The organism is Anaeromicrobium sediminis (genome assembly GCF_002270055.1).
Lineage (GTDB): Bacteria > Bacillota > Clostridia > Peptostreptococcales > Thermotaleaceae > Anaeromicrobium > Anaeromicrobium sediminis.
On the sequence record NZ_NIBG01000001.1, the window covers coordinates 342,330 to 362,748 of the forward strand.

21 protein-coding genes are annotated in these 20,419 nt (G+C 30.9%); 2 read left to right on the forward strand and 19 right to left on the reverse strand.

The window, feature by feature from the left end:
* Positions 1-220: 220 nt before the first annotated feature.
* The gene (locus CCE28_RS01690) at positions 221-1,366 is read left to right on the forward strand and encodes a NosD domain-containing protein (protein WP_095130310.1); all 1,146 of its coding nucleotides are present in this window, start codon (positions 221-223) and stop codon (positions 1,364-1,366) included.
* 221 nt (positions 1,367-1,587) lie between these two features.
* Entirely contained in the window at positions 1,588-2,784 is a 1,197-nt protein-coding gene (locus tag CCE28_RS01695) for a pyridoxal phosphate-dependent aminotransferase (RefSeq protein WP_095130311.1), read from the forward strand.
* 32 nt (positions 2,785-2,816) lie between these two features.
* Here CCE28_RS01695 and ald read toward each other — a convergent pair whose 3' ends face one another.
* The 19 genes from ald to CCE28_RS01790 form a co-directional block, all read right to left on the reverse strand.
* A complete protein-coding gene (gene ald, locus CCE28_RS01700) occupies positions 2,817-3,935 on the reverse strand; it encodes an alanine dehydrogenase (protein WP_095130313.1) in 1,119 nt (372 codons plus the stop codon).
* A gap of 141 nt (positions 3,936-4,076) precedes the next feature.
* Entirely contained in the window at positions 4,077-4,682 is a 606-nt protein-coding gene (locus tag CCE28_RS01705; RefSeq protein WP_095130315.1) for a MerR family transcriptional regulator, read from the reverse strand.
* A 130-nt stretch (positions 4,683-4,812) separates the two neighbouring features.
* Complete coding sequence (locus tag CCE28_RS01710; protein WP_176461597.1) at positions 4,813-5,580, reverse strand: CheR family methyltransferase; 768 nt, start codon at positions 5,578-5,580, stop codon at positions 4,813-4,815.
* 61 nt (positions 5,581-5,641) lie between these two features.
* Positions 5,642-7,552, reverse strand: a complete 1,911-nt coding sequence (locus CCE28_RS01715) for a bifunctional 4-hydroxy-3-methylbut-2-enyl diphosphate reductase/30S ribosomal protein S1 (protein WP_176461598.1) — start codon at positions 7,550-7,552, stop codon at positions 5,642-5,644.
* Between the two features lie 74 nt (positions 7,553-7,626).
* Entirely contained in the window at positions 7,627-8,274 is a 648-nt protein-coding gene (gene cmk / locus CCE28_RS01720; protein WP_095130321.1) for a (d)CMP kinase, read from the reverse strand.
* Positions 8,275-8,302: 28 nt separating this feature from the next.
* Complete coding sequence (locus CCE28_RS01725) at positions 8,303-9,529, reverse strand: BaiN/RdsA family NAD(P)/FAD-dependent oxidoreductase (RefSeq protein WP_095130323.1); 1,227 nt, start codon at positions 9,527-9,529, stop codon at positions 8,303-8,305.
* A 15-nt stretch (positions 9,530-9,544) separates the two neighbouring features.
* Positions 9,545-10,159: a histidine phosphatase family protein gene (locus tag CCE28_RS01730; RefSeq protein ID WP_095130324.1), complete on the reverse strand. Its 615-nt coding sequence runs from the start codon at positions 10,157-10,159 to the stop codon at positions 9,545-9,547.
* A 181-nt stretch (positions 10,160-10,340) separates the two neighbouring features.
* Positions 10,341-11,219 carry a MurR/RpiR family transcriptional regulator gene (locus tag CCE28_RS01735; RefSeq protein ID WP_095130326.1) on the reverse strand — a complete coding sequence of 293 codons (879 nt, stop codon included), beginning with the start codon at positions 11,217-11,219 and terminating at the stop codon, positions 10,341-10,343.
* A 19-nt stretch (positions 11,220-11,238) separates the two neighbouring features.
* On the reverse strand, positions 11,239-11,778 hold the full coding sequence (locus tag CCE28_RS01740) for a 2-oxoacid:acceptor oxidoreductase family protein (RefSeq protein WP_095130328.1): 540 nt from the start codon (positions 11,776-11,778) through the stop codon (positions 11,239-11,241).
* A gap of 1 nt (position 11,779) precedes the next feature.
* Positions 11,780-12,601, reverse strand: coding sequence for a 2-oxoacid:ferredoxin oxidoreductase subunit beta (locus tag CCE28_RS01745; protein ID WP_095130330.1), 822 nt, complete (start codon positions 12,599-12,601; stop codon positions 11,780-11,782).
* A complete protein-coding gene (locus CCE28_RS01750; protein WP_095130332.1) occupies positions 12,601-13,740 on the reverse strand; it encodes a 2-oxoacid:acceptor oxidoreductase subunit alpha in 1,140 nt (379 codons plus the stop codon). The genes CCE28_RS01745 and CCE28_RS01750 overlap by 1 nt, the downstream gene beginning before the upstream one ends.
* On the reverse strand, positions 13,730-13,936 hold the full coding sequence (locus CCE28_RS01755; RefSeq protein ID WP_095130334.1) for a 4Fe-4S binding protein: 207 nt from the start codon (positions 13,934-13,936) through the stop codon (positions 13,730-13,732). The genes CCE28_RS01750 and CCE28_RS01755 overlap by 11 nt, the downstream gene beginning before the upstream one ends.
* Before the next feature lie 160 nt (positions 13,937-14,096).
* Complete coding sequence (gene surE / locus CCE28_RS01760) at positions 14,097-14,858, reverse strand: 5'/3'-nucleotidase SurE (protein ID WP_095130336.1); 762 nt, start codon at positions 14,856-14,858, stop codon at positions 14,097-14,099.
* 19 nt (positions 14,859-14,877) lie between these two features.
* Positions 14,878-15,447, reverse strand: coding sequence for a tRNA (mnm(5)s(2)U34)-methyltransferase (locus CCE28_RS01765; RefSeq protein ID WP_095130338.1), 570 nt, complete (start codon positions 15,445-15,447; stop codon positions 14,878-14,880).
* Positions 15,437-15,835, reverse strand: a complete 399-nt coding sequence (locus CCE28_RS01770; RefSeq protein ID WP_095130340.1) for a hypothetical protein — start codon at positions 15,833-15,835, stop codon at positions 15,437-15,439. Before CCE28_RS01770 ends, CCE28_RS01765 begins: the two co-directional genes overlap by 11 nt.
* Before the next feature lie 2 nt (positions 15,836-15,837).
* Positions 15,838-16,548 (reverse strand): pseudouridine synthase, encoded by a 711-nt coding sequence (locus tag CCE28_RS01775; RefSeq protein ID WP_095130342.1) that lies wholly within the window; start codon positions 16,546-16,548, stop codon positions 15,838-15,840.
* Positions 16,549-16,559: 11 nt separating this feature from the next.
* The gene (locus CCE28_RS01780; RefSeq protein ID WP_095130344.1) at positions 16,560-17,267 is read right to left on the reverse strand and encodes a M48 family metallopeptidase; all 708 of its coding nucleotides are present in this window, start codon (positions 17,265-17,267) and stop codon (positions 16,560-16,562) included.
* A gap of 136 nt (positions 17,268-17,403) precedes the next feature.
* Complete coding sequence (locus tag CCE28_RS01785; protein ID WP_176461599.1) at positions 17,404-18,750, reverse strand: sigma-54-dependent transcriptional regulator; 1,347 nt, start codon at positions 18,748-18,750, stop codon at positions 17,404-17,406.
* Entirely contained in the window at positions 18,743-20,230 is a 1,488-nt protein-coding gene (locus tag CCE28_RS01790) for a two-component system sensor histidine kinase NtrB (protein ID WP_095130348.1), read from the reverse strand. Before CCE28_RS01790 ends, CCE28_RS01785 begins: the two co-directional genes overlap by 8 nt.
* Positions 20,231-20,419 lie beyond the last annotated feature (189 nt).

Below are 20,419 nucleotides of genomic sequence, written 5' to 3' on the forward strand. Positions count from 1 at the left end.
GCTCATCTCCATATTTATCTAATTACTTACTCTATAATATGATACGGAGTAATATATTGTTATCACTCCTATATTAAACATTATTTATCCCTCTGTTAAAATTAATTTTATATACATATATTCTACATAGTTTCCTTTTTTATAAAAATATTTTAACCTTGTCCGTTCCAATTAAAGACTTGTCTACATATTGTGTAGTGATGAGAGGAGATGAGGTTTTATGGCAATAATTAATGTGCCTAATGATTTTTCAACTATCCAAGAAGCAGTGGATATTGTATCAGAAGGTGATGTAATCCTGGTAAGTCCAAAAGAAAATATGGAGCCTTATAATGAAGAAGTGCATATTACCACTAATAATATCCGTATTATAGCAAATGGTAAAAATGTTCTTCTTGATGGGACAATAGGTTCCCTTGATATTGCCTTTTCAATAACTAGTGTTACTGATGTCTCTGGAGTGGAGATTAAAGGATTTAAGATTCAGAATTATAATGATGGGATCTTAATAAGTGGTGGTAATTATAACCGTATCATTGGTAACAAAATCATGGTTACACACCGAGGAATTATTTGTGCTTTGTCAGTTGGTAACCTGATATGGAAAAATGAAGTAAAAGGTAATGGTAATGGTGATGGTATATATGTAGGGTTACAATCAGATAGCAACTGGATAATAGAAAACGTAGTGCATGGATATAACGTTGGTTTACGTATAGAAGAGTCAAGAGGTAACGCACTTGCATGTAATCTATCCTTTAATAATGGAATTGGTTTTGCACTCTTCCCGTCACCTAATACACTCCTTTTAGGTAATGAGGTATTTAAAACCAGTGGTCAACGTATCATCTCTAGCCCTAATAGCGTGTTAATAAACAATAAAATCAATTGTAACGATGGAGAGTTGGTAGTCTCTATCGAATCTAAAAACTGCATTCTTTCTGAAAACGAAATCAAAAGGAATAGTGACAACGGAATTGCTAGTGGTGGTGACTTTACCATTATTGAAGAAAATAATATTCAAGAGAACAAAGAAGATGGAATTATTGTTTTAAACAAAAACACCATCATTAGGAATTGTATAGAATGTAATAAGGCAAATGGTATAAATATTGAAGGAGACGAAAACAACGTTGTCCAGAATAAGGTGTGCAACAATAAAGTATTAGATATTGATGACAATGGCACTGACAATGAATTTGCTGATAATAAATGCAGTACAAGCGACCCTCAAGACATCTGTAAAAATTGCCATTATAAATATTATCATTATGGATATTGTCCTTACAAAGATTACTATTGTGAATATTGTCCTTATAAATATACTAAATATTGTCCTTGTAGGTATGAACATGATTATGATTAAATATTTAATTATAAGAATAGCAAGGGATTTATTCCCCTGCTATTTTTTTATACTCCAGATATATCTGTCTTTTTTCAATCTATCCCTTATTGTATCAAATATAAAAAATTTAGTATTTTCTGTAGAATTTTGTTTTTATCCAAATTTATTTATGGTAATATATATTTATATTTTTTCTAACAAGTTAGCATATAGACATACATAAAGAGGAGACGTATAGGATGAATTTTTCAAAGAGAATATTAAATATGAACGAAAGTCCCATAAGGAAATTAACGCCTTATGCAGAAGCGGCTAAATCACAAAATAAAAAAGTATATCATTTAAACATAGGCCAACCAGATATAGAAACACCTCATTTATTTATGAACAAAATTAAAAGTTTAGAAGATAAAATAATCAAATATACTAGTTCCACAGGAAATGATGAACTTATAGACAATTTTATAGAATTTTATAAGGATTATGGTCTAGATTATAAAAGGGATGAAATATTAATCACCAATGGCGCTAGTGAAGGTCTTTTATTTACCCTTATGGCCCTAGGTGATGTGGGAGATGAGATCATAATCCCAGAGCCCTTTTATACTAACTATAAGGGAATTTGTTCTTCAATAGGTATAAATGTGGTTCCTATAACTACTAAAATAGAAGATGCTTTTCATTTACCTTCTAAAGAAGATTTTATAAATAAAATTACAGATAAAACTAAAGCCATATTACTATCTAATCCATCTAATCCAACAGGAGTTGTTTATACTAAGGAAGAAATAGAAACTATTGCTACTATAGCAAAAGAACATAATTTATATGTTATCTCCGATGAAGTATATAGGGACTTTATATATGATGATAAAGAATTTAATAGTTTTGGTGAGATAAACCCTATAGCAGATAGAGTGATTTTAATAGATAGTTTGTCTAAGAGATTTAGTGCTTGTGGTGCTAGAATAGGTTCCATAGTCACTAAAAACAAATTGTTAATAAAAGAAATTTTAAAGTTGTGCCAGCTTAGATTATGCTGTCCAATGCTAGAGCAAATTGGTGCTGCAGAACTTTTAAAAACCCCAAAGGATTATTTTATTTCATCCTTAGATACATACAAAAAAAGAAGAGATGTATTGTATAATGAATTGAAGAAAATTCCTAATATAACTATAACCAAACCAGAAGGAGCATTTTACATAGTTATAAAACTGCCAGTTAAGGATGCAGAAGATTTTTGCATCTGGTTATTAAGAGATTTTTCTTTTAATAATGAAACTGTCATGCTATCTCCTGCTAAAAACTTTTATTGTTCAGACCTTGGTCACAACGAAGTTAGAATTGCTTATGTTATAGATGAAAATGAATTGATAAAAGCTTCACAAATTTTAAAAATAGGATTAGAAAAATATACATTAGAAAAGGGTTGCTAAATTAGCAACCCTGAATTTTTATTAAATATTATTTACCCAATAACTTCTTCTAATGGAGTGTACTCTAAATTGTGAGCTTTAGCTACTGATTCATAAGTAACTTTACCTTCAATTACGTTAACTCCCTTAGCTAGAGCCTTGTTTTGCTTAATAGCCTCTAAGTATCCCTTATTAGCTATTTGTAATCCATATGGTAATGTAGCACTAGTTAATGCTAATGTAGAAGTTCTAGCTACTGCTCCTGGCATATTAGCAACGGAATAATGAATTACACCATGCTTTTCATATACTGGATTGTCATGAGTAGTTATTCTATCGATTGTAGCAATAGAACCACCTTGATCTATAGCAACGTCTACGATAACAGAACCTGGTTCCATAGCTTTAACCATATCTTCTGTTACTAAGTGAGGTGCCTTTGCTCCTGGGATTAATACAGCACCTATTACTAGGTCTGACTCTTTAACTGCCTTAGCTATGTTATAGCTGTTTGATACTACAGTTTTAATTCTTCCTTGGAACATATCGTCTAAGTATATTAATCTTTGTGCATTAATATCTAATATAGTTACATCTGCACCTAATCCAATAGCCATCTTAGCTGCATGAGTACCAACGATACCTCCACCAATTACAGTAACTTTAGCTGGTTCTACTCCAGGTACTCCACCTAGTAACACACCTTTTCCACCTTCGTGCTTTTCTAAGAATTGAGCTCCTATTTGAGTAGCCATTCTTCCTGCTACCATACTCATTGGAGTTAAAAGTGGTAATGAACCATCTTCTAATTGAACAGTTTCATAAGCAATAGATACAACATTTTTTTCAATTAAAGCTTCTGTTAACTCTGGCTCTGGAGCTAAGTGTAAATATGTATACAAGATTTGTCCTTCTTTAAAGTATGCATATTCCTCTTTTAGTGGCTCCTTAACCTTAATAATCATGTCAGCCATGTCGAAAACTTCCTTAGCAGTAGGTATTATTTCAGCACCAGCTTCCACATAAATCTCATTAGAAAAACCGCTACCTAAGCCCGCATTGTTTTCAATAATAACTTTGTGTCCTGCTCTTACAAAAGCATCCACACCTGCCGGAGTTATAGCAACTCTGTTCTCATTGTTCTTAATTTCCTTAGGAATTCCAACTATCATTTGTATCCCTCCATACGAATTATTCTAGAGTCATTAGGCTCTAGGAAGATTATAACATATCTATTATTAAGTTTGTAGCTTTTTTATGAATTTTAAGAATGTTATATTTTTGTCAGAATGTTGTGTTTTTGTCAGAATATTCTATTTGCTAAACATTCTATCCCAAAAGCCCTTTTTCTCCTCTAATCTCTTTACTCTTTCCTTTAGTTCAGCCAATTCATAGCTCTTTTCTTTTACTTTCATCTTTAACCGTGCATTTTCTGATATTAAAACATCCTTTTCCTTATTTGGTTCCCCATTTAAAAGTGCTTGTCCACTATCTTTTCTTTCTTCTAGTAAATTTTCCATATGAGTTATAATATCAGTTTTCACTTCATCCATTTTATATTTTAAATCATTAGTGATGAAATTTTGTATTTCATATACATCACTAGTGTTCATGATAGCCGTACAATCATTAGGTACTATATCTACTTCCGCTGTGGCAGCCACAGGAGCTTCACCATCATTTATTATGACTTCAGGGGATTTTAATATTAATTTAATCTGTTTATTAGTAAGCCCTTTCCCCTGTAAATCCTTTATGTATAAAAAGGTTTCCACTTCCTTGTCTGTGTAATATCTTCTATTTGAATTAGTTCTTGGTATTTCTAAATCAAAATCCGTTTCATAATACCTAAGAACATGAGTAGGATACTCTGTAATTTTGCTTACTTCCGATATGGTATATTGTTTCTTTTTCTCCATAAAATTACACCCCCTTATTTTCTATTCTTTATAGACATTCTAATTCCTTCATACTTTTATAAAATAAAAATAGCAAATTCGAACACTATTAGACTATCTTTTCATAAGAGAGTGTAATAATTATATAATATTATATTTTTTTGTAGAAAAAAGTCTTTAAAGATTCAAAATTGTATCTTGTCGGCATTATTATTTGTTCTGTACTACCTACAAATAATATTCCTCCACCCTTTAAAGATTCATTGAATTTTTTATAAATCATATCTTTAGACTCTTCTGTGAAATATATCATTACATTCCTGCATACTATTAAATCACAATTCTTAGGATATGGATCGTTTAAAAGATTATGCTCTTTGAATTCTATACATTTTTTTATTTCACTTTTAATTTGGTATTTATCTCCTACCTTATTAAAATATTTATTAACAAAGTTAGTAGGTACACCTGCTACACTTTTCTCACTATATATGCCTTCCTTTGCCTTTCTAAGGACCTCTTTATCTATATCAGTAGCTATTATACTTATAGATGATAATGGAATTAAATTGCTAAGACACATGGCCAGTGAATATGGTTCATCACCCGTTGAGCATGCTGCACTCCATATTTTTAATTTTTTATTTTTGGATAATAAGTATGGAAATACTTCTGATTCTAGTACCTTCCATTGATTTATATTCCTGTAAAATTCTGATACATTTATGGTGAGATAGTTTATGAACTGCTCATACAAGTCTTTGTCTTTGCATAAGGCTTCATAGTAATCTTTATATCCTTTAAAGTTATTTCTTTTAATTAAAGAGTCTATTCTTCTTTTCATTTGTCTTTCTTTATAGTAATTTAAATTTATTTTGCTTTTTCTATGTATTACATCTTTAAACTCTTCGTAATTCATAGGCACCCCCTTATTTTATTAAAAAAGAATAAGGATTAATCCTTATTCCTTTTTGTTATTATTATTCAGCAGAAGTTCCTTCTGCTTCTTTAATACTTAAGCTCATTCTCTTCTTTTCTTTGTCTAATTCTAATATTTTAGCTTTAACAGTTTCGCCTACTTTTAATGCCTCATCTGCCTTAGATATATGTCTTTCACAGATTTGTGATATATGAACTAATCCATCAAGACCTGGCTCTACTTCTACAAAAGCTCCAAAGTCCACTAGTCTAACAACTTTACCTTCTACTACTTCACCTATTTCATATTTTTCATCTGCCACTTCCCATGGTTGTGGTAAAAGTTGCTTAATACCTAATGATACTTTACCCTTTTCCCTGTCAAAGTCTAGTATCTTAACTTCTACTTTATCTTCTTCTTTTAACACATCCTTAGGATCATTTACTCTTCCCCAAGATATATCTGAAATGTGAACTAATCCATCAATTCCACCAATATCTACAAAGGCTCCAAAATTGGCAAGTCTCTTAACAGTACCTTGTACAACCTTATCCTTTTCAATGTTCTCCCAAACTTTATTTTCTCTTTCTTCTCTTTCAGTTTCTAATATGGTTCTATGAGAGAATACTACTTTCTTTTTGTCTAACTTAAATTCAATAACTTTTACAGGTAATTCTTGTCCTACATATTTATCTAAATCTTTCACAAATCTTAAAGATAATTGAGAAGCTGGAATAAATCCTCTTAACTCCTTATATAATGCTATAACTCCACCTTTTACAACTTGTGAAACCTTAACTTCTATAGTGTCTTTACTTTCAAATATCTTCTCTATTTCTTCCCAATACTTTTCTGCATCTACTCTCTTCTTAGATAATAATACATTACCTTCTCCATCATCAGATTTCAATACACAAACTTCTAATTCTTCACCCTCTTTTACAATTGTTCTTGGGTCTACAGAAGAATCACTTGCAAGCTCACTTCTTGGTATTACTCCATCAGACTTATATCCAATGTTTACAATTACTTCTCCTTCAGTTACTTGCACAACAGTTCCTTTAACTATGCTTCCTCTTCTTGGCATAACTAAACTCTTTTCAATTTCCTCCATCATGCTCATCATGTCATTTTTCTCTTGTTGAATATCACTCATTTTTTCAATAGCCTCCTTAATAATCCAATCTGGAGTAGAAGCTCCAGCTGTAATTCCTATTCTATTTAAATCTTTTAATTCTTTCATAGGCAATTCGTCTGCCGTTTCAATGTGATATGACTTATCACAATACTCTTTACTTATTTTATATAACTTTTGAGTATTAGAACTATGATAACCTCCGATGACAATCATAGCGTCCACATTTTTAGCTAGTTCTGCACAGTGCATCTGTCTTTCTTTAGTGGCAGCACATATAGTATTAAACATTTCTAACTCATTAGCCTTATTTTTCAGTTCATTGGTTATATCATTCCAAAGTTCATGGGTAATTGTAGTTTGAGCTACAACACAAATTTTTTCACAATTTGGTACAGAATCTAAATCCTTACTAGATTCTACCACATATACATTATCTTCACACCATCCTCTTATACCTATTACCTCTGGATGCTTAGGGTTACCTATAATTACTAGGGTATAACCTTTCTTACCATATTCCTTTGCTATGTTTTGGACTTTTCTAACAAAGGGACATGTGCAATCTATAACCTCTATATCTAATCCTTTAGCGTCTTCATATACCCTAAGAGGAATTCCATGGGACCTGATAATTAAAGTGGAATTTTTCACTTCTTCTAAATCTTCTTTAGCTTTTATTCCTTCATTTTCAAGTTTGCTTATAACTTGGTTATTATGTATAAGAGGTCCATATGTATATATGGAATCATATTTTTTTGCAGCCTCTATTGTTTCATTCATGGCTTTTTTAACACCAAAACAAAAGCCTGCATTTTTAGCAACTTCTATTTTCAATATTATTATACCTCCTATGAATACTTTTATTTAAATTCTACACTTTTTTACAAATTCCTTCTAAATATTATCTTTTATTCTATAAAAGATAATATTTCTTTTATTACTTCATTTATGTTCTTCCTTGTACTATCTATTTCAATGGCATCATCTGCCTTTTTTAAAGGAGCAATCTCCCTCTCACTATCTATTTTATCTCTTTTTCCTATATCTCTTTTTATATCTTCTAAATTTACGTCAAATCCCTTTTTAATGAACTCTTCATATCTTCTATGAGCCCTTTCTTCTATGGATGCTGTCAAGAAAAATTTGTACTCAGCCTTTGGAAGAACGAAAGTACCTATATCTCTTCCATCCATTATAACACTTTTTCCTTCTGCTATTTTTCTTTGAAGTTCTACCATTTTTTCTCTTACTTTCCCTATGGCCGATACGGCTGATACATTTTTAGTTACTATGGGAGTTCTTATTTCTTCATTTACACATTGTCCGTTTAAATATACGTTAGAACTATCTAAGTCAATATCTATTTTACTCAAAGTTTCTTTTACTTGTTTTTCATCTTCTATAGAAATTTCATTGCATAAAAAGTTTAGTGTTACTGCCCTATACATGGCTCCCGTATCTATGTAAACTAAATTCTTAAGCTTGGCAATTTCCTTTGCTACTGTACTCTTCCCCGCTCCTGCCGGTCCATCTAATGCTATTGTTATCTTTCTCATCCTAAAAATTCCTTTCCTCTATTTAATTTTATACGTTCATTCCTGCCAAATAACCTGTGGAATATGCTATTTGTAAGTTATATCCTCCCGTTAAAGCCTCCACATCTATAACTTCACCTGCAAAATAAAGACCTGAAGTCTTTTTAGATTCCATAGTAGATGGATCTATTTCTTTCACATTAATTCCTCCAGAAGTTATTATGGCTTCCTTTATAGGTCTAGTTTTTGTAACGGTCATAGGTAATTTTGTTATATTATCTAATAAATTTTTTCTTTCTTCCTTAGTTATCTGATTTACTGTTTTCTCTTCTTCTATATTGGATAATTTAATTATTACAGGTATTAATTTTGCAGGTAATAAGTCCTTTAATGCATTTTTAAATTGTTTATTAGAATATTTTTCAAAATCCCTTTGAATTCTCTTATCTAATTTATCTCTATCAAGGGCTGGCTTTAAATTAATAGTAACTGCCATATTTCCCTTTTCTAGATATTCATTTATATAATTGCTAGCGCTTAAAACTAATGGGCCTGATATACCAAAATGTGTAAATAGCATTTCTCCAAAATTAGAATATACTACTTTATTTTTATGATGGAATTTTATTTCCACATTTCTAAGAGAAAGTCCTTGAAGCTCCTTAATCCATCCTTCTTTCGTTTCAAGGGGTATAAGAGCAGCCTTTAATTTTACTACATTGTGTCCAACCTTCTTAGCAAAATTATAACCATCGCCTGTAGCTCCTGTAGTAGGATAGGATAATCCGCCTGTGGCTATAATTATTTTTTCACAATTAATTTTTTTATTATCACTTAATATTACTCCTGTTACTTTATTGTCCTTAACAATAATGTCTTTTACTTTAGTGTCCAGTCTCACATCCACTTTGTATTTTGACATATTTTTTTCTAATGCCTTTATTACATCACTAGACTTATCAGAAACGGGAAATACTCTAAAACCCCTTTCTACTTTTGTCTTTACACCATGTTCATGCATCAAGTTTATTATGTCATCATTTGTGTAACTATAAAAAGCACTGTATAAAAAGTTCTTGTTTGTAGTAACATTATTTATTAATTCTTCTACATCTTGGGCATTAGTAATGTTACATCTGCCTTTTCCTGTAATATATATTTTCTTTCCCAATTTTTCATTTTGCTCTAATAATACGGTCTCATTTCCTTTACTTGCAGAAGTGGCAGCTGCAATCATTCCCGCTGCGCCTCCTCCTATAACAATTACTTTACTCAATTTTATCTTCATCCTTTACTCTATATTTTCTAAGTGAGCAGTATCATTTAATGTTTTAATAACTGGACCATAATCCCTATACTCTATTATATTTATAGATGTATTATTTTGAGTTATTTTATAAAAGTCTGATAATGGCATTTCCATAATGCCTAAAATTATGCTTTTAATTGATATGCCATGAGATACTATTAATATAGTTTTCCCTTTATTTTCTTTAATAATATAATTAATTATTTCTAATGTCCTATTTTGGACATCTACTAACTTCTCAGCTTCAGGAATTAGGGCTTTATGTGGATTATTTCTCCATATAATAAAATCATCTTCGTATTTTTCTTTTATTTCACTAGTTGTTAAACCTTCCCATTTTCCAAAGCTCATCTCTCTTAGTCTATTGTCTTTTATAACCTCTTGATCTAGTTCTTTTGCCACCATTTCTGCCGTATGAAAGGCTCTATCTAAATCACTACTGTATATTTTATCAATCTTATAATGCTTTAGCCTTTTTGCTAATAATTTAGCTTGATTTAGTCCATTCTTCGTCAAACCTATATTTTTACTACCTTGAGCTCTATGTTCTAAGTTCCATGTAGTTTCACCATGTCTTACGATAATTAGTTTCGTCATGCCATTCCTCCTAACACTAAGAACAATTATACATTAAATTATATAATCATAAAATATCCTTTTGATTATTTTATCCTTTCAAATAATAATAATTTAATATGGGGTATAAAATTAGTGGCAAAATTATTATTACTTGAAAAAATTTAAAAAAAGCCACAGTTTTCACTGTAGCTTCTTTTATCTATAGACTAGATCCATCTTTATTATCGTATACATTTTGCTTTTTCCATATATTTTCAAGCTTGTTAAAGGTAGTTGAGATTTTATCTCTTTCTTTCATACCTAGTGCAACTATTAGTGCATTGATTAAGCTAAGTGGCGCTACTAAAGAATCTACAAAAGATGCCATGTTACTTCTTGCTGTCAAAGTATAATCTGCTATTTCCGTTATAGGAGACACTTTACTGTCTGTAAGACCTACAATAGTAGCTCCTTGTTCTTTAGTGTAATTTAAGGCATTCAATGTAATCTTAGAATATCTAGGAAAACTAATTCCAATTACTAAGTCTCCCTCTTTAACTCTTAATATTTGCTCAAATACGTCACTTACACCTAATCTTACTACTCGTACATTATCTAGTACCAGATTTAAGTAAAAACCTAAATACTCTGCTAAAGTGCTCGAACTCCTAAGACCTACTATATAAACTCTGTCTGCTTCTAAAATTTTATCAATTACGCTTTGGAATAATTTGTCATCTAATTCGTCAATCATATGACGTATATTATCCATATCAGCCTTTAGAACTTTCTTTAATACTGTACCACCATCTTTGTAGTCTTTTGACATTTCAAGTCTCTGTACAGTAGTTAATTTTGTCTTAACAAGTTCTTGGAGTTCTTTTTGCAGTTGGGGGTACCCATCATATCCTAATGCATTAGCAAATCTTACTACTGTAGATTCACTTACTCCTACCTTGTTTCCTAGTTTTGAAGCCGTCATAAAAGCTGCCTTATCATATTCGTTTATAATGTATTGCGCAATAAGTTTTTGCCCCTTACTTAATCGTGAAAATTTCTTTTGTATAATCCTAGTTAAATCTACCTTTTCTTCTTTCATGTTTTATATACCTTTCTTCTTAAAGATTTTCTACTAGCTTATATCCTTCGTATAAAGCTTTTTTGTTTAGCTCTTCAGTTCCCTTTGGAACTCTGCTTAACACTGCTTTTTCTAAAGATTCTTTTTCTACTAATCCTAATTCTCCGTTTATAACACCTAATGCAACGATGTTAGCCACTACAGACTTTCCAACTTCATTAGCTGCTGTATCAAGTATTGGTAATTGTATAACCTTACCACACTTTATATTATCTCCTAATTTTACCTTTGTGTCTACTATTAAAGTAGTATTCTCATTTACTTCTTTACCATATTTGTCACACGCTATTTGAGTTAAGCATAAAAGCATATCAACAGTTTGAACTTTAGGGAAATCGATTTCGTCATTACTAATGATTACTTCTGCTTTACTAGCTCCCCCACGAGCCTCTGGACCATATGATTGAGATTGAATAGCATTTTTGCCTTCTAATATTCCAGCTTCTGCTAGTATTATTCCACCAAGGATTAGACCTTGACCACCTGAACCTGTTAATCTTAATTCTTTTTTATTAGACATATTATCTCTCCTTTGATAATCTATCAATGATTTTTTGATATTCTTCAGTGTATTCTGGTGAAGTAGTGCTTACGAATTCACCTATTAAGAACTTACCTTCTAATTGTTCTTCAGTTAACTTTTCTGCTCTCTTTACATCAACAGCGTGATCTTTTTGCCACTTAAGCATGTTAACAGAGTCACCTTTTTTGTTCTTTCTTCCGTAGTAAGTTGGGCAAGAACTGATTCCTTCAATTAATGAGAATCCTTTGTTTTCAATACCCTTTTGGATGTACTTAATAAGTGGGTTAACATGGTATGCAGTTGAACGTGCAACGTAAGTTGCTCCTGCTGCCGCACCTAAGTTACAGATATCAAAAGGTCTATCAATATTTCCATATGGTGCTGTAGTTCCTAAGTCTCCTGTTGGAGTTGCTGGAGAATATTGACCACCTGTCATTCCATAAATATTGTTGTTAAATACGATAGTTGTAATATCTATGTTTCTTCTTGCTGCATGAATTAAGTGGTTACCACCGATTGCAGATGCATCTCCATCTCCTGTAATTACGATTACAGTAAGCTCTGGTCTTGCAAGTTTAACTCCCGTAGCAAAAGCTAATGCTCTACCGTGAGTAGTGTGTAATGTATTAAAGTCCATGTATCCTGGTGCTCTTGAAGAACATCCGATTCCTGATACTACACAAACCTTATCTTTATCTAAACCTAAATTTTGGATCGCTTGTGCTATACCACGCATTAAGATTCCGTGGCCACAACCTGGACACCAAATATGAGGTAATTTATTCATTCTAAAAGTATCTTGTATTAATTGACTAGACATTATAATACCTCCTTAATTTTTGCTAATATTTCGTCTGGAGTTAAAATTTCACCATTGATTTTTCCTATATGGCTAACCTTAGTAGCACCCTTTACAACTCTTTCTACTTCTAAAGCTATTTGACCATAGTTAAGTTCTGATACAATAATGTTATCAACTTTATTAGCTAATTCAATAACTTGCTTTTCTGGGAATGGCCAGATAGTAATTGGTCTAAACATACCAACCTTTAAACCTTCTTCTCTAGCTTTTCTTACAGCAGCCTTTACAGCTCTTGCATTTCCACCATAACCTAATACTACAAGTTCTGCATCTTCTAACATGAATTCTTCGTACTCTACGATATCATCAACGTTTTTCTCAACCTTGTCCATTAATCTTGTAATTAATGTCTGAGCAACCTCAGTGCTGTTTGTAGGGAATCCAGTTTCATCATGAACAAGTCCTGTAACATGATATCTATATCCGTCACCGAACCCTGCCATAGCTGGAACTAATTCGTCACCTTCTACACCATATGCTAAGTAGTCTTCTGGTGCACAAGTAGGCTTCTTTCTATCTATAATTTCAATGTCATCCGCACTAGGGATTTCAATTTTTTCTCTCATATGTCCAACAATTTCATCTAATAATAGTATTACAGGAGTTCTGTATTTTTCTGCTAAGTTAAAGCATCTAACTGTTAAGTCAAATGTTTCTTTAACTGAAGATGGTGATAAAGCTATAACTGGGTGATCTCCATGAGTTCCCCACTTAGCTTGCATAACATCTCCTTGAGATGGTGAAGTAGGAAGTCCAGTACTTGGACCATGTCTTTGAACGTTTACTATAACGCATGGTGCTTCTGCCATAGCAGCATATCCAATATTTTCTTGCTTTAATGAAAATCCTGGTCCACTTGTAGCAGTCATAGCCTTAGCTCCAGTTAATGCTGCACCTATAGTAGCTGCCATACCTGCTATTTCATCTTCCATTTGTATAAACTTTCCACCAACTCTAGGAAGCTTTTCTGCTGATCCTTCTGCAACTTCTGTAGAAGGTGTTATTGGATAACCGCCATAAAAAGTCATTCCAGCAGCTATAGCTCCCTCTACGCAGGCTTCGTTTCCTTGCATTAATTTTACTACATTATTTTTCATCTTCGTTACCTCCTAAATATATAGCATAATCAGGACATCTTAGCTCACATAGTCCACACTTGATACATCCTTCAAGGTCTAAGATTTCGATTTTTTCGTCTACTAAACCTAAAACTTTCTTAGGACAAAATTCAACGCAGATTCCACAACCCTTACACCATTCTTTTTTTATAATTAATTTTTTATCCTGTGACACTACTTTCAACTCCATTCTATTTATTAATAAATTGTTTTTCCAAATTTATATTACCAAAAAAAAGAAAGAATTGCAATTTAAATTTCACATTTCTTTAAATTGCAATTATTCTGTCTAATTGTATACAATTATTCATTTATACTTAAATGCTTCTTCCATTTTATATACTAATATTCCATTTTTCAACTTCTTTTATTAAGGAATTTTTTGTTAAATCAAAATGTAATGGTGTTATGGATACCATGTTGTTGTCTATGGCATGTACATCAGTGTCTGTACCATTTTCTATATCCACTAGTTCTCCTTCCAACCAGAAATACCTCTCTCCTCTAGGATCAACTCTCTCCATATAAGAACTTTTATATCTTCGTACACCTAAATTTGTAATTTCTACTCCTTTTATCTCATCCTCACTACAATTAGGTATATTAACATTAAGTAGTGTGTCCTCTGGTATATTCTTATCATTTAAATTCTCTACTAACTTTCTAGCAAATTTAGCTGCATATGTATAATCTAAATTTTTAAATCCTGCTAAGGACATGGCAATACCCTTACTTCCTAATAATACACCTTCCATAGCTGCAGAAACAGTTCCTGAATATAACACGTCCGTACCTAAGTTTGGTCCATTATTAATACCTGATACTACTATGTCAGGTCTTTTATCCATTATGGATTCTATAGCTAATTTCACACAATCTGCTGGTGTTCCACTTATGGACCAAGCTTCAAAATCCGTATCAAAAAAAGTAACTTTTCTAGCTCTTAAAGGCTCATGCATGGTTATTCCATGACCTGTAGCACTTCTTTGTCTATCAGGAGCCGCTATAAAAATGTCACCCACTTTACTTAATTCACAAGCTAGCTTGTATATTCCCTCAGCACCAATTCCATCATCGTTAGTAATTAATATTTTCATGAAATCACCCCTTTTATATTTATTTCTTTTCAATGGCAACTAAAATAGGTGGATTATTTTTTTGGTTAAAAAATTCCATTTTAATTACATGATATTTTTTGCTATCTAAATTCTGCACATAGTCTAATACCATATTCTTCTCTTCTAAGCCCTTTTCATGGCCATAATATATGGATATGACCATAAGCCCACCTTTTTTCAGAAGATTCAAGGTCTTTTCAAAAGCTATAACTGTATTTTTACCTAAAGTAGTTATACTCTTATCTCCCTTAGGTAAAAATCCTAAATTATACATGGCCCCATCTATTTCCTCTTTTATGTATTTATCTAAATTTTCATGTCCATCTTTAATCAATTCTACATTAGAAAGCATATTTCTTTCATCTAGCTTTTTCCTTGTATTTTCAACGGCTAGATCTTGAATATCGAAACTATATATCTTTCCAGCATTGCCTATCTTTTCTCTCAAAAAAACAGTATCATTTCCATTTCCCATAGTTCCATCTAAGGCCACACTTCCCTGGTGTAGACAATTTTCTATCATGGACCAGGCAATATTAGTTATTTTAGTTAAGCTTCTATTTTCCATTGCATCCACCTTTACAACAGCTATTATTTACCCATTTATTTAAATCTAAAGAGTAATAATCCTTAAATTCTTTTAAAATTAAATCCTCGTTGTCCTTTTCAAATCCATAATGTTTTAAATTATTTTCTTTATTTATAGCAAAAAAGATTCCCCTATTAAACATAAAGTTTAAAGATGCCTTTACAAGTCCATCTTTCATACTAAACTCTTTATTCATGATTCTTATTTCTTTTATTTCTCCTACTAGTGGATTTATTTGAAGAAATTCTAGAACTCCTAGAATTTCATTTTTTTCTTTTAAGACTACAAATTCATTTTTATCATCTACTTCTTTATCTAAAAATGTTTTTATAATATTAGGGTCCTTTTCTAAATACATCTCTAACATATTTATCTTCCCTCTCTTAAATAATTAACTTCTTTACTAGTTAAAAGTCTCCATTTTCCCTTTTCTAAATTGTCTAAGTTGATTCTTCCAATACTAACCCTTTGAAGTTTTACAACAGAATGGCCTATACTATCAAACATCTTTCTAACCTGTCTATTTTTACCTTCATGGATACTAATTTCTATTACACTAGTTCCCTGATTTTCTTTTAATCTTCTCACTATGGCTGGACTAGTTTTATAGCCTTCTATTTGAACACCATTTCTTAGTTTTTCTAATTTTTCTTCACTAATATGTCCCCTTACTTTAGCCATGTATGTCTTTTTAATTTCATGTTTAGGGTGAGTAAGCTTGTATGCCAAGTCTCCATCATTAGTCATTATTAAAAGACCAGATGTATTATAATCAAGTCTACCCACAGGATATACTCTCTCCTTTACATCCTTTACTAAATCTATAACAGTTTTTCTATCCTTTTCATCTGATAAGGTGGACACATATCCTTCAGGTTTATAAAGTAATATATATTTTTTAATAGATTCAGGCTTTATCCTTCTTCCATTTACCTTAACCACATCTTTATCTGGATCTATTACTTTTCCCATATAATCTATTACTTCACCATTAACAACAACCTTACCTTCTTTTATCATTTCTTCTGATTTTCTTCTAGATGCAACCCCACAATGGGCCATATACTTTTGTAATTTCATATAAACACTCCTTATATATTTAACCTATTTCCATAGTATTGTAGCCATTCACTTCTTTTTTTGTAATCAGGAATTATTTTTCCTAGTAACCTCCAAAAAGATTTTAAATGATTCATATGAGCTAAATGGCACATTTCGTGAACTACTACATAATCTATTATCTCTATTGGAGCCATAATAAGCCTCCAATTAAAATCTAATTTTCCATTTGTGTTACAACTTCCCCACTTATTTTTAGATTCTATTATTTCAATGTTTTTTATCTTTTTGTTAAAATGATTATCATATTCTTTAATTCTTTTTAATATAACTTTTTTACATTGTTTTTTATAGAATCTCTTTACGAGCTTTTTAATAGTATCCTTGTCATATGCTTTTAGGGTAATTGTAAATTCCTCATTATTAAAGTCTATCATATTTTTTTCTATATTATTGTCCATAATTATATTCATTATATAGTATTTCCCTAAATATAATAGCTTATCTCCATCTTCATACTTATTTTCCACAATATCCTTAGTTTTTTTCTCCATTGATTTTAATTTTTCTAATATTAGGGTAGCCTTAGACTTGACTGAATCTATTATCTGTTCTTCTTTAGTTCCCTTTGGAGCTAGTACAGTTATTCTTCGCCCCTGGTCAATCTGTATTTTAATCTTTTTTCTTTTTTTATATTCTATATTAAATTTTATAATTTGGTCATTATGATGTATCTCCATCTTTTCCTTCCTTTTTCTAATGATAGTCTTCAAAATTATATATTACCACAAAGAATTTTCAAATGTTATAGTTATTTTAAAAAAAGTAAGGGTCTGACCTTAATAGATCATAACCTTACTTTAAATTATTAAATACCTATTTATTTATTAAACCAAATTTTTTTAATTTATATTGAAGTGTTCGCCTTGATATGCCCAGGTCTTTAGCAGTTTTTTCCCGATGTCCACCATATTTTTCTAAAGCTTTCTTTATTACCTTAATCTCTTGTATTTCTAAAGGACTAAGTCCATTGTTATTATTAAAATACTCATGATTCTTTGCCTTCTGAATAATCCTTATTGGTAAATCATCTTCATAAAGTGTTGTGCTATTAGCTAAAGCAATGGCACTTTCAAGTGTATTTTCCAATTCCCTTACATTTCCCGGCCAGTCATAGTTTTTAAGTATTTGCCATACTTCTGAGGATATTTCTAATACATTCTTATTAAATTTTGTATTTATCTTTTTTAAAAAATACAAAGTTAGTGCCTCTATATCTTCTCGCCTGAAACGTAAAGGCGGACATTCAATGGTGATAACGTTTAATCTATAAAAAAGGTCTTCTCTAAATTCCTTATGTCTAACAGCCTCTTCTAAATTTTCATTTGTAGCAGCAATAATTCTTGCCTCAACAGGTATTGTTTTAGAGCCACCTATCTTCTCCATTCTTTTTTCCTGTAAAACAGTTAAAAGCTTTGCTTGAAGATTAGGAGATAGGGAGTTAATTTCATCAAGAAAAATCGTTCCTTTTCCAGCTAATTCAAATTTACCCTTCTTATTTTCAACAGCTCCTGTAAAAGATCCTTTTTCATGTCCAAAAAGTTCACTTTCAATTAAATTTGCAGGTAGTACTGCACAGTTTAAATGAATAAATGGTAAATTATTGCGATCACTTGAATAATGGATTGCTTTAGCAATAACCCCCTTACCTGTTCCACTTTCTCCTGTTAAAAGTACTGTAGTTTCTAAATCTTTTATCTTTTCTATTTTTGATTTTATCAATTTCATTTCTTTGCTTTGTCCAATTAGATTTACTTGTTTATCATCAGAAATATCCATTTTGTTAGAAGTTTTTTCCTTGATTTTTAAAGCTTCTTGAATTTTATATATTAATTCAGTACTATCAAAAGGTTTTGTTAAATAATCATAGGCACCTATTTTTATTGCCTCTACTGCATTTTCAATAGTACCAAATGCTGTCATCATAATAACAATAGTTTCTTTACGAATACTTTTTATCTCTTTTAAAGTTTCTATACCATCCTTTTTAGGCATTCTAATATCTAATATAGCTACATCATACTTATTTTTTCTTATTTTTTCACAAGCTTCATCACCATCATAAGCTAAGTCTACTTCATACCCCTCATTTAATAGTTCTGCACGTATGACTTTTAATATATTCACTTCATCATCTGCTACCAGTATTCTTTTCTTATTCATATGGCTCCTCCCTTCTAACGGGCAAATAGATTTCAAATGTAGTTCCTTCATCTAATTTAGACTTTATCTTAATGTCACCATGGAGCCTTTCTATAGCCCTTTTAGCAATACATAATCCGAAACCAATGCCTTTTTTCTTAGTAGAATAAAAGGGTGTAAAGATTTTTTCTATTTCTTCAGGACAAATACCCACACCATTATCTGAAATGGAAACTCCTATTTTCTCTTCTTTCTTTATATAATCACTATTAATTTTAATAATCCCTTCACTTTCTATGGCTTCAATTCCATTCATTAAAATATTAATAAATGCTTGCTGCAATTGTACATTGTTCCCCTTAATAAGAGGCAAATCTTGTGATAAATTTTTTTCAATATAAATATGTTTTGATTTCCTGTGCAAACCTATGACCTTAAAACATTTTTCTAAAACTTCGTTAATGCTTAACAAAATACTCCTATTTTCTTTCGTCATCATAGCATATGAAAGCATTTGTTCTACCACATCATTAATTCTATCTACTTCACCAATAATTGGTTCTATAAATTCCATATGTTTGGGTTGTTCCAGTAAAGATCTTTTTAAAATATTAGCACATCCTTTAATACTCATTAAAGGATTTCTAATATCATGGGCAACACCTGTTGCCAATTCTCCTAAAACAGCAAATTGTTTAGCCTGCTCTAATTCTCTTTCATATATTTTTAACCTGGTAATATCCCTCGAAATTACTACAACACCTACAACATGATTTTTGCTATCATTTAAAGGAGAAATTGCTAGATTGACAATTTTCTCTTCACCTGTATCATTTGAAAATATAACTTCTTTAACATAATATGTTTTGTTATGTTTTACTACATATTCTATACTCTTGTCCATATTGTGACTTTCTTCTTGTGTCAAAAGCTCATAATACTTTCTTCCAATAATATCCTCTGGTATCCACCCATAAACATCTAGTGACGCCCTATTTGCTGTGGTTATTACCCCATCAAGACCCATACTGATAATAGATGCTTCTGTACTATTAAAAATATTTTGTAGATAATTTCTTTCTTGAATAATTTCATTATTTAATAGTACATTCTCATATGTAACTTCTGTAATGAATTCTAGTATGGATAAATCTTTTGAAGTATATTTTTCTCTTATACTACAACATATATAAAATACTTCATAATCATCTTGCACCCGTATAGGAGATACCATTATGTTAGTATTACTTTCATTTTGTAATATTTCATATATTTTTCCTTCTTCTAACAATATCATATCTTTACTTATTTCTGTTAAGCACTTAATAATTCTAGATACCCCTATATTATTATAATCTCTTCCTCCATCAATAATTATTTTATTTGTATTAGTTATTGTAACAATTCCCATCCAATCAACAGATAAGAATTTCTTCATTCCTAAACCGTCAAGTTTGTTTAATGAATTTTCTACATTACAACTTACATCAGAGTAATACATATCTACACCTCCTACCTATATGAATACCCAAATAATAACACGCAATATTTTTTACTTAAATCGTACTCATTAAATATCATTCTAACATCAATTTATTTTATATTCTATATTTCCCATATTTCTTAAAACTATAAACGGTGTACCCTTCAATTTTGGTATTATACCATATATGAAGTTTACACCGCTTAT

Excerpts from the sequence above, each read along its gene's own strand:
- surE (WP_095130336.1), bottom strand. The coding sequence starts at position 14,858 with ATGAAAATATTAATTACTAACGATGATGGAATTGGTGCTGAGGGAATA.
- CCE28_RS01710 (WP_176461597.1), bottom strand. The coding sequence starts at position 5,580 with ATGAATTACGAAGAGTTTAAAGATGTAATACATAGAAAAAGCAAAATA.
- CCE28_RS01705 (WP_095130315.1), bottom strand. The coding sequence starts at position 4,682 with ATGGAGAAAAAGAAACAATATACCATATCGGAAGTAAGCAAAATTACA.
- CCE28_RS01735 (WP_095130326.1), bottom strand. The coding sequence starts at position 11,219 with ATGAAAGAAGAAAAGGTAGATTTAACTAGGATTATACAAAAGAAATTT.
- CCE28_RS01785 (WP_176461599.1), bottom strand. The coding sequence starts at position 18,750 with ATGAATAAGAAAAGAATACTGGTAGCAGATGATGAAGTGAATATATTA.
- CCE28_RS01740 (WP_095130328.1), bottom strand. The coding sequence starts at position 11,778 with ATGTCTAATAAAAAAGAATTAAGATTAACAGGTTCAGGTGGTCAAGGT.
- CCE28_RS01690 (WP_095130310.1), top strand. The coding sequence starts at position 221 with ATGGCAATAATTAATGTGCCTAATGATTTTTCAACTATCCAAGAAGCA.
- CCE28_RS01780 (WP_095130344.1), bottom strand. The coding sequence starts at position 17,267 with ATGGAGATACATCATAATGACCAAATTATAAAATTTAATATAGAATAT.
- ald (WP_095130313.1), bottom strand. The coding sequence starts at position 3,935 with ATGATAGTTGGAATTCCTAAGGAAATTAAGAACAATGAGAACAGAGTT.
- CCE28_RS01745 (WP_095130330.1), bottom strand. The coding sequence starts at position 12,601 with ATGTCTAGTCAATTAATACAAGATACTTTTAGAATGAATAAATTACCT.
- cmk (WP_095130321.1), bottom strand. The coding sequence starts at position 8,274 with ATGAGAAAGATAACAATAGCATTAGATGGACCGGCAGGAGCGGGGAAG.
- CCE28_RS01765 (WP_095130338.1), bottom strand. The coding sequence starts at position 15,447 with ATGGAAAATAGAAGCTTAACTAAAATAACTAATATTGCCTGGTCCATG.
- CCE28_RS01790 (WP_095130348.1), bottom strand. The coding sequence starts at position 20,230 with ATGTATTACTCTGATGTAAGTTGTAATGTAGAAAATTCATTAAACAAA.
- CCE28_RS01770 (WP_095130340.1), bottom strand. The coding sequence starts at position 15,835 with ATGTTAGAGATGTATTTAGAAAAGGACCCTAATATTATAAAAACATTT.
- CCE28_RS01775 (WP_095130342.1), bottom strand. The coding sequence starts at position 16,548 with ATGAAATTACAAAAGTATATGGCCCATTGTGGGGTTGCATCTAGAAGA.
- CCE28_RS01730 (WP_095130324.1), bottom strand. The coding sequence starts at position 10,159 with ATGACGAAACTAATTATCGTAAGACATGGTGAAACTACATGGAACTTA.
- CCE28_RS01750 (WP_095130332.1), bottom strand. The coding sequence starts at position 13,740 with ATGAAAAATAATGTAGTAAAATTAATGCAAGGAAACGAAGCCTGCGTA.
- CCE28_RS01695 (WP_095130311.1), top strand. The coding sequence starts at position 1,588 with ATGAATTTTTCAAAGAGAATATTAAATATGAACGAAAGTCCCATAAGG.